The following is a 13,792-nucleotide window of genomic DNA, read 5'->3' on the forward strand; positions in this document are numbered from 1 at the left end:
CGGATGACGCTGCCCATCCGCGCGCGGCTATTCCGCCTCGTGCCGGCTGTCATGGCGTCCGACCAGCGGCTCATACCTAGGTATGAGTTTTCGAATCACTACTTCGTCGCTTACGCCCGGACCGGGAGGGGTGATTAGCTTTCGCCGCCAACACAGAAACCCCAACAGGGAAGCCGCATGAAAAAAACAAAACGGCCCGGAACCTTCCAGCCACACATCCTCGCCCTGGCCGTTGCCATGGGCAGCATCGCTCCTGCGCATGCCGTCAATTTCAATATTGGCGAGATCGAAGGGCAGTTCGACTCGTCGCTGTCGGTCGGTGCCAGCTGGGCAGTGCGTGGCGCCGAGCCGGATCTGATCGGGGCCAACAATGGCGGCAAGGGCCTGTCGCAGACCACCGACGATGGCCACCTGAACTTCAAGAAGGGCGAGACCTTCTCGAAGATCTTCAAGGGTATCCATGACCTCGAACTGAAGTACGGCGACACCGGCGTCTTCCTGCGCGGCAAGTACTGGTACGACTTCGAACTGAAGGACGAGAGCCGCCTGTTCAAGGACATCGACGACAGCGGCCGCAAGGAAGGTTCGAAGTCCTCCGGCGCCCAGTTGCTCGATGCCTTCGTCTACCACAACTACAACATCGCCAATCAACCCGGCTCGGTGCGCCTGGGCAAGCAGGTGGTGAGCTGGGGCGAGAGCACCTTCATCCTGAACAGCATCAACTCGATCAACCCGATCGACGTGTCCGCGTTCCGCCGTCCCGGCGCCGAGATCAAGGAAGGCCTCATCCCGGTGAACATGTTCTTCGTCCAGCAGAGCCTGGGCGACAACCTGTCCGCCGAGGCCTTCTACCAGATCGAGTGGGACCAGACGGTGATCGACAACTGCGGCACCTTCTTCTCCCAGGTGGACGTGGCCGCCGACGGTTGCAACGACAACATGCGCGTGCTGACCAACAACCTGGCCGTGGGGCAGGCGCTCAACAACGGGCTGCCCGGGACTGCGCTCGACATCGACCAGAACGGCGAAGGCACGCTGGTACGCCGCGCGGGCGACCGCGATGCGCGTGACAGCGGGCAATGGGGCATGGCGCTGCGCTACATGTTCGAACCGCTGGATACCGAATTCGGCGCCTACTACATGAACTACCACAGCCGCGCGCCGTTCCTCAGCGTTTCGGCGCCGGCGCAGGCCGTCTACAACGTCGGGGCGCAGACCGGCGCTGGCGCACCGGTGGTGGTTGCCGGCAACTCCAGCTACTTCATGGAGTACCCGGAAGACATCCAGCTGTATGGCCTGAGCTTCTCCACCACGCTGCCGACCGGCACCGCCTGGAGCGGCGAACTGAGCTACCGCCCGAACGCGCCGGTGCAGCTGAATACCACCGACGTACTGTTCTCCGCCGTCGGCCCGCTGGGGGCGCTCAGCCCGGCCTTCGCCGCCTTCGGCAACGCCTCGCTGCTCGATGCCGCTCCGGGCAGCGACATGCATGGCTACCGGCGCAAGGAGATCACCCAGTTCCAGACCACCCTGGTGCACTTCTTCGACCAGGTGATGGGCGCCGAGCGCGTGACCCTGCTCGGCGAAATCGGGGTCGTGCATGTCGGCGGGCTGGAGTCCAGCAGCCAGGCGCGCTACGGCCGCGACCCGGTATACGGTCCGGGCCCGCTGCCCGCCACCGGCCCGGTGAACACCTGCCGCGCGCTGAACCAGTCGACCCTGGGCGGCGCAGTCGGCAACACCAACTTCGAGAACCTGACCAGCAACTGCAAGGACGACGGTTTCGTCACCGGCACTTCCTGGGGTTATCGGGCGCGGGCGATCTGGGACTACAACGACGTGTTCGCCGGAGTGAACCTCAAGCCGAACATCAGTTGGTCCCACGACGTCGATGGATACGGCCCCAACGGGCTGTTCAACGAAGGCAGCAAGGCCGTCAGCCTGGGAATGGATGCCGAATATGCCAACACATACACGGCCAGCGTTTCCTACACCGATTTCTTCGGTGGTGATTTCAACACCTCGGTCGACCGAGACTTCGTAGCGCTCAGTTTTGGCGTGAACTTCTGACAAGAAGAGGACTATGCAGATGCAATTCCCAACAACCTTGCTGAAAACCAGCACACTGGCTCTTTCGATGCTGGCCGGCAGCGTGATGGCTGCGGTCCCCGCTGATCAGGTCGCCAAGCTGGGCACCAGCCTGACCCCGATGGGCGCAGAGAAGGCCGGCAACGCCGATGGCTCCATTCCTGCCTGGACCGGTGGCCTGCCCGTCAACGCCGGTGCCGTGGATTCCAAGGGCTTCCTGGCCGATCCGTTCGCCAGCGAAAAGCCGCTGTTCACCATCACCGCGGCCAACGCCCAGCAGTACAAGGACAAGCTGACCGCCGGCCAGTTGGCGATGTTCCAGCGCTACCCGGACACCTACAAGATCCCGGTCTACCCGACGCACCGCACCGCGGCGCTGCCGGACGACATGTACCAGGCGATCAAGACCAGCGCCCAGCACACCGAGACCGTGGGCAACGGTAACGGCCTGAAGAACTTCGACAGCCACTACTACGCCTTCCCGATCCCGCAGTCCGGCGTCGAGGTGGTGTGGAACCACACCACGCGTTACCGCGGCGGTAACATCCACCGTTACATCACCCGCGTGCAGCCGCAGACCAACGGCGCCTTCTCCATGGTGAGTTTCGAGGACGAGATCTCCTATCCGGCCAACCTGCCGGACCTGGACAAGGAGAAGGGCAAGAACATCCTCTTCTACTTCATCCAGCGGGTTAACGGCCCGGCGCGCCTGGCCGGCAACGTGCTGCTGGTCCACGAGACCATCGACCAGGTCGCCGAGCCGCGCCAGGCGTGGATGTACAACGCCGGCCAGCGCCGCGTGCGCCGTGCGCCGCAGGTGGCCTACGACGGCCCGGCGACTGCCTCCGACGGCCAGGCGACCGCGGACAACTACGACATGTACAACGGCTCGCCGGACCGCTACGACTGGAAGCTGGTCGGCAAGAAGGAACTGTACATCCCGTACAACAGCTACAAGCTGGACTCGCCGAAGCTGAAGTACGCCGACATCATCAAGCCCGGCCACATCAACCAGGACCTGACCCGCTACGAGCTGCACCGCGTGTGGGAAGTCGAAGCCACGCTGAAGTCGGGTGAGCGGCACATCTATGCCAAGCGCCACATGTATTTCGACGAGGACACCTGGCAGCTCGCCGAGGTCGATCACTACGACGGTCGCGGCCAGCTGTGGCGTGTGGCCGAAGGCCATGCGCAGCAGTACTACCACCAGAAAGTGCCCGGCTACACCGCCGAGACACTCTACGACCTCGTCTCCGGCCGCTACGCGGTGGTGGGGCTGAAGAACGAGGAGAAGCAGAGCATCGTCTTCGGCGCCAAGGCTGTCGCCGGCGAGTACACCCCGGCGGCGCTGCGCCAGGCGGGCGTGCGCTAAGCGCATCCGCTGTCAACGAGCAACTCCTGTTTCGGGCGGCCAACTGGCCGCCCGTTTTTTTGGTTTATACGGAACGCCAGGCCGGTTGGTGTAGGAGTAACTGTCTTGCACGTGGCTGGGCCAGAACTCGCGTAGGTTGGTGCTGAACGCAGTGAAGCCCAACGATGGCGATGTTGGGCTTCGCGTTGCTCAGCACCAACCTACGGTGGGCATTGCAGTCACGTAGGATGGGTTGAGCGAAGCGATACCCATGCAGGTTCGGCAATGATGGGTATCGCAAGCTCAACCCATCCTACGGCGCGGAGCCGAGGAAATTTCCGTCAGTCGATTCGTGTCATACTTGCCGCCAGAATTTGCCGCATTCATCGAGTAGCGCCATGTCTCTGGCGAGATACGAAAACAACCTCTCCAGCGCTCCGCCCCTGCCTTCGGGGTTCCTGCCACGCCCGCGCCTCAGCGAAACCCTGCTCAACGCCGAATGCCGGCTGCGCCTGATCTGTGCGCCGGCCGGCAGCGGCAAGAGCTTTCTTCTGCGCGAATGCGCCCAGTCCTGCCCGGCCGAAACCCGCCTGTACTGGCTCGACCTGAAAGGGTTGCAGCTCGATGAATCCGGGTTCCTCCAGTTGCTGGCTTCCACGCTTGGCCTGGATCGCTCCGACCTGGCGTCGATCCAGTCCTGCCTGATGCAGCAGCGCAGCCCGATCTGGCTGATGCTCGACGATCTCCCGCGCCTTCCCGACGAAGGTGCCGACCGTCTCCTCAACCGGCTGCTGCAGACCTCGTCGCCGAATGTGCTCTGGTGGATCGCCAGCCGACGCCGGCCGCGTTGCCAGCTCGAACGCCTGCTGCTGGAAGGCGAGCTGTTCGAAATCGGCAGCGCCGAACTGGCGCTGAACGCCGACGAACTTGGCGAGTTGCTGGTCAGCCAGGGCCACGCGCGCTCCCCGGAGCTGGTCGACGCGCTATTGGAGCAGACCGGCGGATGGTACGCCGGCGTGCGTCTGCGCCTGCATGGCTACGGCAGCGGCCAGTTGCCGGACCCGGTGCACAGCGACCATCTGATCCAGAGCTACCTGGAGCGCGAGCTGTTCAGCGACCTGCCGGAACCGTGGGTGCAGGCGCTGGGCACGCTGGCTTGCCTGCAGCGCTTCGATGCGACGCTCTGCGAGCACCTGCTCGGCGTCGGCGAGGGCGCGCAGATGCTGCGCCATCTGCAGGAGTGCGGCGCGTTCATCGAGGAAACCCTGGATAGCGGCGCCCGGCTGTACCGCGTGCATCCGGCGGTCGCCGGGGTGATCGCCGGCAGCGTTACCGAGGGGCCGAAGAAGGCGCTGTATCGCAGCGCCTGCCAATGGTTCGTCAGCCGTGGCCAGTTGCGCCAGGGCATCGAATACGCATTCCTGGCGGACCAGCCGGATGTGGCCGCCAGCCTGCTGCACCGTTTCACCGACGACCGCATCCTGCAGGGCCGCAACCTCGGGCGGGTGCTGCAATGGCGTAGCGAACTGCCTGCCGACCTTCAGGCCAGCACGCCGCGACTGCTGATCCTGTTCGCCTGGGCGCTGCTGATCGGCGGGCGCCTGGACGAAGCGGAGCGCTGTGCCGCTCAACTGCAGCGCTTCCTTCCGCAGCCCAGCGCCCGGGAGCAGCGCGAGCTGCTTGCGCATTGCCAGGCGCTGGCCGGCAAGGTCGCCTATCACCGCGGCGAGGGCGACACTCCGCATCTGGAGGAATCGATTGCGCAGCTGCCGGAACTCTCCTGGGCGCCGCGTCTGGTCATGCTTTCGGCGGCCATCGACCTGCGCCTGTTCAGTGGCCAGGACGAGGCCGCCCAGCAGCTCAACCGCGAAGCGGTCAAGCTGGCGCGCAAGCACGGCAGCCGGGCCATGGAAGCGGTCCTGGTCCTGCAGCATGTGCAACTGCTGGAAATTCGCGGCGAGCTGAAACGCGCGGAAAGCCTGCTCGAACGCTTGCTCAGCGAACTGGATGGCCTCTGGGATGGCGAACCCAACCCCCTGCGTGGCCGCGCGCAACTGCTCATGGGTGGAACCCTCGCGCGCCTGGGGCGCTATGCCGAGGCCGCCGAGATGTACCAGGCGGGCCTGCAGCAATGCCTGGACTGCGCCGACCCGGCCGCCTGCTGGGGCTACTTCGGCCTCGCCGAGCTGGATGCGGCGGACAACGAGCTGAGCCGGGCCTTCTCCCGCCTCACCGATGCCGAGCGCATGCTGCAGTACCGCAAGATCACCGAGCCGCTCTACCAGAGCCTGCTGGTGCTCGCCCAGGGCAAGCTCTGGCTGCAACAGGGGCGCCATGAGCGGGCGCGGGAGGCGCTGGAAAAATGCCTGCAGCAGTTCCGCGGCCCGCAGGCGCACAAGCCGCCCTATGGCAACCCGGAGCTGGTGCAACTCCTGGAACTGCTGCTGGCCCAGGTGCGCATGGCCTGCGGCGAGGAGGTGGCTCCGCAGCTCGAAGCCATGCTCCAGCACGCCCTGGACAAGGGCCACCGGGTGCTGGCCTGCGAACTGTGGTTCGCCCTGGCCGAGGCCCATTACACCGCCGGCCAGCAGGGCAGGGCGCAGACCGCGCTGCTGGAAGGGCTGACGCTCGCGCGGCAGATCGGCCTGGCCAGCATCGAGCGCTTCTGCGGCATGCGTAACCCCGGCCTGCTGCGCTGGGGACGGGAGACCCTCTGCGAAGGCGGTGCCAGCACCCAGGCCGTGCTGCTCAGCCGGCGCGAGCTGTCGGTGCTGCAGATGATCGCCCAGGGGCTGTCCAACCACGAGATCGCCGAGCGCCTGTACATCTCCCTGCACACGGTGAAGAGCCACGCCCAGAAGATCAACGTCAAGCTGGGCGTATCGCGCCGCACCCAGGCCATCGTCCGCGCCAAGGAGCTGGGCCTGGTGAAATGAGGTTCATCGCGGATTATCGGGGAAACAGGGACTGCGGCGCCAAAGAGTAGGAGCGAGCTCTGCTCGCGAACCTCGGCCCCGCAAAAGCTTCGCGAGCAGAGCTCGCTCCTACAGGAGTTCACCCCGCAAGGGAAGAACCTGAAACCGCCTGAGGCTTAATGCAACAGGGTTGCGGCGTGCGGCTATTTGCTGCGCGCCGTCCCGTCCATACGCTTCCTCTTCGCAGCGATAAGCGCCTGACGGCATGTCGGGGCGATGCGTACGAGAGGAAACGATGAATCAGCAAGTGTTCGATTACGTGGTGGTCGGTGGCGGCTCGGGCGGTTGCCCGGTCGCGGCGCGCCTGAGCGAGGACCCGCAGGTCAGCGTCTGCCTGGTCGAGGCCGGCGGCAGCGACAAGAAGATCCTGATCCAGGCGCCGCCCGGCGTCGTGGTGATGATGCGCGAGGGCTTCCACAACTGGTCCTTCGAGACGGTGCCGCAGCCGGGCCTCAACGGCCGCCGCGGCTACCAGCCGCGCGGCAAGGCGCTGGGCGGTTCCAGCTCGATCAACGGCATGGTCTACGTGCGCGGCCACCGCTGGGACTACGACCACTGGGCGAGCCTCGGCAACCCCGGCTGGAGCTACGAGGACGTGCTGCCGTACTTCCGCAAGTCAGAACACAACGAGCGCTTCGGCGACAACGAATTCCACGGTGCCGGCGGCCCGCTGAACGTCGCCGAACTGCAGTCGCCCAGCCCGCTGTGCGAAGTGTTCATGAGCGCCGCCGAGGCCCAGGGCATCCCGCGCACCGACGACTACAACGGCCGCGAACAGGATGGCTGCTTCCGCTACCAGGTCACGCAGAAGGACGGCGAGCGCTGCAGTGCCGCCAAGGGCTACCTGTGGCCGAACCTGAAGCGCGGCAACCTGAAGCTCTTCCTCAATGCGCCGTTCCACAGCCTGATGTTCGAAGGCAAGCGCTGTGTCGGCGTGCGCTACTACAACGGCAAGCAGGTCCAGGAAGTGCGCGCGCGCCGCGAGGTGATCCTCGCCGCCGGCGCCTTCGGCTCGCCGCAGGCACTGATGCTCTCCGGCATCGGCCCGGCCGAACATCTTCAGCAACTGGGCATTCCGGTGCTGGTGGACCTGCCTGGGGTAGGGCAGAACCTGCAGGACCACATCGACTACACCGTGCCCTACAAGGTCAGCAACCCGGAAGGCTGCATCGGCCTCACCGTCGGCGGCGGCATCAAGCTGGCGGCCGCTGCCGTGGAGTGGGCGAGCAAGCGCAGCGGCATGCTCACCACCAACTTCGCCGAGGCCGGCGCCTTCCTGCGCTCCGCTCCGGCGCTGGACAAGCCCGACCTGCAGATGGTCTTCGTCACTGCGGTGGTCGACGACCACGGCCGCAAACTGCACTGGGGCTATGGCTACAGCTGCCATATCGAGGTGCTGCGGCCGAAGAGCGTCGGCACTGTCACCCTGCGCAGCCGCAACCCGCTCGACGCGCCGGTCATCGATCCGCGCTTCTTCGAGCACCGCGAGGACATCGACCTGCTGGTACAGGCCGCGAAAATCCAGGCGCGGGTTCTCGAATCCGAGCACTTCGCGCCCTTCGGCGCGCAGCTCATCTATCCCATCGACTGGAACGACGACCGGCAGATCGAGCAGGACATCCGCAGCCGCGCCGACACCCAGTACCACCCGGTCGGCACCTGCAGGATGGGCCCGGACAGCGACCCGCTGGCGGTGGTCGACGAGCGCCTTCGCGTGCGCGGCGTCGAGGGCCTGCGCATCGCCGACGCCTCGATCATGCCGACGATCCCCGGCGGCAACACCAACGCGCCGACCATCATGATCGGCGAGAAGGCCGCCGTGATGCTCAAGGAAGATGCGCTGCGCGCGTGAACGGCAAGCGTCCGAAAACTCCAACAAGAGAAGCCCCGAACCATGTACTACACCCAAGCCCTGCACCGCGCCGCGCAACAGCACCCGCAGCGCATCGCCAGCATCTTCGGCGAGCGCCGCCGCACCTACGCCGAACTCACCGACCGCGTCGCGCGGCTGGCCGGAGCGCTCCAGGGACTGGGCATGGCGCCGGGCGACCGCATCGCCATGCTGTCGCTGAACTCCGATCGCTACTTCGAGTACCTGTTCGCCGTGCCCTGGGGCGGCGGCGTGCTCAACCCGTGCAACATTCGCTGGTCGGTCGCCGAGATCCTCTATTCGCTGGAGGATTCCGGCTCCAGCATGCTGCTGGTAGACGACGCCTTCCTGCCCATGGCCCGGACCCTGATGGCCGAGTCCGGCACCCTGCGCCGGGTGATCTATTGCGGCGACGACGAAACCCCGGCGGGCATGCTCGACTACGAGGCGCTGATCGCCGGGCATGAGCCGGTCGAGGATCGGGTGCGGCGCGGCGACGATCTGCTCGGGGTGTTCTACACCGGCGGCACCACCGGCTTTCCCAAGGGCGTGATGATCAGCCATGAGGGCATGGGCTGCTCGACGCTGGCGCTGCATGCCGAACTCGGCCCGAGCCTGGACGGCGGCGTCTACCTGCATGCCGCGCCGATGTTCCATCTGGCCGACATGGCGGGTGGCGGCGTGCACTGGCTGGCCGGCAATACCCATGTGGTGGTCCCCATGTTCGGCGCCGAGGCGGTGATCGACGCCATCGAGCAACATCGGGTGACCCACACACTGCTGGTGCCGACCATGATCCAGATGCTGGTCGACCATCCGTCGCTGCAGCAGGGCCGCGACCTGTACAGCCTGCGGACCATCATCTATGGCGCCTCGCCGATCTCCGAGGCGGTGCTGGAACGCGCCATGGCCCGGCTGCCGGGCATCGATTTCGTGCAGGCCTATGGCATGACCGAAATGTCTCCACTGATTGCCGTCAACCCGGCCTGGACCCACCGCCCCGAACACCGCGCCTGCGGCAAGCTGCGCGCGGCCGGCCGCTCCGGCCTGTGCGTGCAGGTGCGCATCGTCGATGGCGACGGCAACGAAGTGCCGCGCGGCACCATCGGCGAAATCGCCGCCCGCGGGCCGAACATGATGCTCGGCTACTGGGACAATCAGGAGGCCACCGACGCGGTGGTACGCAACGGCTGGATGCACACCGGCGACGGCGCCTGGATGGACGAGGACGGTTTCATCTTCATCGTCGACCGGGTCAAGGACATGATCGTCACCGGCGGCGAGAACGTGTACTCGGTCGAGGTCGAGAACGCCGTGCTCAAGCATCCGGCGGTGTTCCAGTGCGCGGTGATCGGCATTCCCGACGACCGCTGGGGCGAGCTGGTGCATGCCTGCGTGGTGCTCAACCCGGGGATGACGCTGGAGCTGGACGAACTGGTCGGCCACTGCAAGCAGCACGTCGCCAACTACAAATGTCCGCGCAGCCTGGAGATACTGGAGAGCCTGCCGATGTCCGGCGCCGGCAAGATCGTCAAGAACAGCCTGCGCGACAGGCACTGGGCAGGCCAGGCTCGCCGGGTGGGTTGAGTCGTCGATTCTGATGGAGAGAAGTGATGGGACCATTGGCTGGACTGAAAATCGTTGAATTCGAGGGAATAGGTCCGGGCCCGCTGGCGGGGATGCTTCTCGCCGACATGGGCGCCGAAGTCACGGTGATCGCCCGCAAGGGCGGCGTGGCGCTGGCGAAGCAGCTGGGCGGCGACGTTGGCCTGGATATTCTCCAGCGCGGCAAGCACCGGCTGGTCATCGACCTCAAGCAGCCGGAGGGCGTGGCCCTGGCGCTGGACCTGCTGGCCGGGGCCGATGCGCTGATCGAAGGCAACCGCCCGGGCGTAATGGAGCGCCTGGGCCTCGGCCCCGAGCAATGCCTGGCGAGGAACCCGCGGCTGGTCTACGGCCGCATGACCGGCTGGGGCCAGGACGGCCCGCTGGCCCAGTCCGCCGGACACGACCTGAACTACATCGCACTGACCGGCCTGCTCGGGATGGGCGGCGGCCGCAGCGACCCGCAACGCCCACCGGCGACCGTGGCGGGCGACGCCATCGGCGCTCTCGGACTGGCCTTCGGCATCGTCTCGGCGGTGTTCGAGGCGCGGAATTCCGGCAAGGGACAGGTGGTCGACGCCGCCATCGTCGACATGGTCGCGGTACTCGGCTCCATCGCCCACTTCATCCACGCCTCGGGACAGATCGGCGGCAAACGCCCCAGCGCCTTCTACGACTCGCCGTTCTACGACCTGTTCCAGTGCGCCGACGGCGAGTGGATTTCCCTGGCGCCGCTGGAGCCGCAGTTCTATGCGGAGCTGGTGGAGCGGCTGCAACTGGCCGATGTCGACCCCAAGGCACAGTACGATCTTGCCCAATGGCCGGAACTCAAGGAGCGCCTGACCGCACTGTTCCGCAGCCAGCCGCGTGAGCACTGGTGCGCGCTGCTGGAAGGCAGCGATGTGTGCTTTGCGCCGGTACTTTCCCCGGCGGAAGCGGCCGCGCATCCGCACAACGTCGCGCGCCAGGTGTTCCGGACCGAACCGGTCATCCAGGCCAACCCGGCACCACGCTTCTCGCGTACGCCTGGGGAGATTCGCCGGGTCGGCGGGGAGGCGCCGTTGCTGGCGGGTGTGGCGGCGGAACGGCTGGAGCGGTTGCGTGTGGCGGGGGTGTTGGCCTGAAGCTCTCTTGAACCGAAGCAAGAAGCCCGCTCTATTCGAGCGGGCTTTTCATTGCAGGAGCCAGCTTGCTGGCGATTACCGAGCGTTCCGGCGACTACATTGCTTCGGGATAGCTTCGGATCGCCAGCAAGCTGGCTCCTACATGAACCGCGTAGGTTGGCGCCGAGTGGAGTGAAGCCCAATATCCTACGTTCTGTTTCCCTCACCCCAACCCTCTCCCGGAGGGAGAGGGGGCTGCACGGCATCAAGCGAAATACCGTGCCCAACCGACACCTCCGAACTACCCCCTCTCCCTCTGGGAGAGGGCAGGGGTGAGGGGCTTTTCATAGTGCGCACCGTGCCGGTCGGCGTACGGTGCTCGGTTTTTCGGGCAAAAAAACGCAGGCGCCAGGAAGGCGTCTGCGCAAGGGAAAAAGGGAAGGGCAGGATTACAGCTGGCGGGCGATCAGGTCCTTCATCACCTCGTTGGCGCCGCCGTAGATCTTCTGTACCCGCGAATCGACGAACAGCCGGGCGATCGGGTATTCGTCCATGTAGCCGTAGCCGCCGAACAGTTGCAGCAGTTCGTCGGTGACCTTGCACTGCATGTCGCTGCACCACAGCTTGGCCATGTAGGCGGCCTGGGCATCCAGCTTGCCGTCGAGCAGGCGCTGGATGCAGTCGTTGATGAAGGTGCGGCCGACGTGGGCGATGGTGGCGCATTCGGCCAGCTTGAACTTGGTGTTCTGCAGGTCGAACAGGGTCTGGCCGAACATCCTGCGGTCCTTGGCGTACTCGGTGGTCAGTTCGACGGCCCGTTCCATGATCGCAACCGCCGGCACCGCCAGCAGCATGCGTTCGTACGACAGCTGGCTCATGAGTTGAACGAAGCCGTTGCCCTCGACCGGGCCGAGCAGGTTGGCGGCCGGCACGCGCACGCTGTCGAAGAACAGCTCGCAGGTGTCGGAGCCATGCAGGCCGATCTTCTTCAGCTTGTTGACGCTGAAGCCCTTGAGGTTCTCGGTCTCGATCACCACCAGGGAAATACCCTTGGCGCCTTCGTCTGAGGTGCGCACGGCGAGCACCACCAGGTTGCCGCTGTAGCCGTTGGTGATGAAGGTCTTGGAGCCGTCGATCACGTACTCGTCGCCTTCGCGGCGGGCGCGGGTGCGCAGGGTCTTGAGGTCGGAGCCGCAGCCCGGTTCGGTCATGGCGATGGCGGCGAACAGCTCGCCGCTGACCAGCCGGGGAATCCACTTCTGCTTCTGCTCCTCGGTGCCGTAGTCGAGGATGTAGTGGGTGGCGATGGAGTGCACGGCGGTGCTCGGCGGCAGGCCGCTGCGGCCCAGCTCGTCCAGGGCGACCAACTGGTAGGACAGCGGGGCGCCGGCGCCGCCGTATTCCTCGCCGACTTCCGGCAGCAGGAAGCCCATCTCGCCGAAGCCCTGCCAGACCTCGCGCGGTACGAAGCCCTGGTCGCGCCACTGGTCGTTGTGCGGCGCCATCTCGTTGGCGATGTAGCGACGTACCTGGTCGCGGAAGGCCTCGATGTCGGAATCCATCCAGGCATGTTGGTGCAGTTGGGGCAGCATAGGCTCGTTCTCCACGAATCATGGCGTGCGCCGCCGGTGGCAGCGTGTGGAAAACGAGCCTAGAGGCAGGGCGGGGGCGCGCAAATAGCCGCGCGCCTCAAAGCTGTTGCACTTGGCCTCAGTCCGTCAGACGCCCTTGCGAACCTGTCCGGGAGTCTGGCCGGTCCAGCGCTTGAAGGCGCGCTGGAAGCTGGCGCTGTCGGCGAAGCCGAGTTCCTCGGCGAGCACGGGAATCGGCAACTGGGTGGTTTGCAGGCGGTAGATCGCCCAGTTGCGGCGCAGGTTGTCGCGGATGTTCTGGAACGAGGCGCCTTCCTGGGCGAGGTGGCGCTGCAGCGAACTCGCCGAGCAATGCAGCGCGGCGCTGGTCTGTTCCAGGTCGGGCCAGGCCGAACGGCGCGCGTGCTCTACACGCAGATAGACGCGCACCTTGTCGCTGGTGCGCGTCGGGATGGTGGGCACCAGCAGGTCGAGCAGGGCCTTGTCCAGGTAATCGCGCAGCAGGGAGATATCGCGGCGTACCGGGGCCTGCAGGGTCTGGGAATCGAACCAGATGGCGGAAACGGGTGCCGAGAAATTCAGTTCGCAAGGGAAGACCTTCGGGTATTCGCCGGCGTAACCGGGTGGCGGAAAGGCGAAGTCGATTCGTACGCCGCGCAGGCGCCCACCTTCCAGCCAGGCCATGACGCGCCAGATCAGGCGCACGAGCAGTTCGTGGGCGAAGTGCCGTGCCTGCACCTCCGGGGTGGTGAAGTGCAGCTCGACCCGCACATGACGGCCGTCGTCCAGCAGTATCGGGTTGAGGTCGTCCTGCAGCAGCCGCAGCGTGTGGGTGAACTCGTACAGGGCGCCGACCAGCGTGCCGCTGGCCAGCGCCGAGCGAACCATCAGCGCGAAGCTGCCGCGCCGCAGCTTGCGCGAGAACAGCGCGAAGCCTTCGTCATCGAGTCCGGCGATGAGTTTGCGCAGCAGTGCCGCGTACTGGTCGGCGGTGACGTGGTGTTCCTGATCCAGGGACATCTGCGGATCGATGCCGGCTGCACGCAGGAAGCCTTCTAGCTCGATGCCGCGCTCGCGGGCTGCGACGAGCAGGGAGGCGACGAACACGGCGGGGAAGACAACGGGGGTTGGATTCGACATTGGTGGATTCTGCAAGGCAATTGCGGTGTTGCGACATTGGCGGTTTTTGGGGCGCCCATAACATTAAG

At 65.9% G+C, this 13,792-nt stretch carries 8 protein-coding genes; 6 read left to right on the forward strand and 2 right to left on the reverse strand.

Annotation, left to right across the window (positions count from 1 at the left end; all coding sequences use genetic code 11):
• Positions 1-177 precede the first annotated feature (177 nt).
• The 6 genes from JFY56_RS00240 (at position 178) to JFY56_RS00265 (ending at position 11,013) form a co-directional block, all read left to right on the forward strand.
• Positions 178-2,070, forward strand: a complete 1,893-nt coding sequence (locus JFY56_RS00240) for a DUF1302 domain-containing protein (protein WP_208311484.1) — start codon at positions 178-180, stop codon at positions 2,068-2,070.
• Positions 2,071-2,089: 19 nt separating this feature from the next.
• Complete coding sequence (locus tag JFY56_RS00245) at positions 2,090-3,460, forward strand: DUF1329 domain-containing protein (RefSeq protein WP_208311485.1); 1,371 nt, start codon at positions 2,090-2,092, stop codon at positions 3,458-3,460.
• Between the two features lie 377 nt (positions 3,461-3,837).
• Positions 3,838-6,375 carry a helix-turn-helix transcriptional regulator gene (locus JFY56_RS00250; RefSeq protein WP_208311486.1) on the forward strand — a complete coding sequence of 846 codons (2,538 nt, stop codon included), beginning with the start codon at positions 3,838-3,840 and terminating at the stop codon, positions 6,373-6,375.
• 274 nt (positions 6,376-6,649) lie between these two features.
• Positions 6,650-8,266, forward strand: coding sequence for a GMC family oxidoreductase (locus JFY56_RS00255; RefSeq protein WP_208311487.1), 1,617 nt, complete (start codon positions 6,650-6,652; stop codon positions 8,264-8,266).
• A 42-nt stretch (positions 8,267-8,308) separates the two neighbouring features.
• Positions 8,309-9,871, forward strand: coding sequence for a long-chain-fatty-acid--CoA ligase (locus tag JFY56_RS00260; RefSeq protein WP_208311488.1), 1,563 nt, complete (start codon positions 8,309-8,311; stop codon positions 9,869-9,871).
• A gap of 26 nt (positions 9,872-9,897) precedes the next feature.
• Positions 9,898-11,013 carry a CaiB/BaiF CoA transferase family protein gene (locus tag JFY56_RS00265; protein WP_208311489.1) on the forward strand — a complete coding sequence of 372 codons (1,116 nt, stop codon included), beginning with the start codon at positions 9,898-9,900 and terminating at the stop codon, positions 11,011-11,013.
• 428 nt (positions 11,014-11,441) lie between these two features.
• Here the strand turns inward: JFY56_RS00265 and JFY56_RS00270 are convergent, their stop codons facing one another.
• Both JFY56_RS00270 and JFY56_RS00275 read right to left on the reverse strand, forming a co-directional pair.
• Positions 11,442-12,584, reverse strand: coding sequence for an acyl-CoA dehydrogenase family protein (locus JFY56_RS00270; RefSeq protein WP_208311490.1), 1,143 nt, complete (start codon positions 12,582-12,584; stop codon positions 11,442-11,444).
• Between the two features lie 126 nt (positions 12,585-12,710).
• A complete protein-coding gene (locus JFY56_RS00275) occupies positions 12,711-13,724 on the reverse strand; it encodes an AraC family transcriptional regulator (RefSeq protein ID WP_208311491.1) in 1,014 nt (337 codons plus the stop codon).
• Positions 13,725-13,792: the final 68 nt, after the last annotated feature.

Origin of the sequence: Pseudomonas schmalbachii (genome assembly GCF_017589465.1) — a bacterium.
Classification (GTDB): Bacteria; Pseudomonadota; Gammaproteobacteria; order Pseudomonadales; family Pseudomonadaceae; genus Pseudomonas; species Pseudomonas schmalbachii.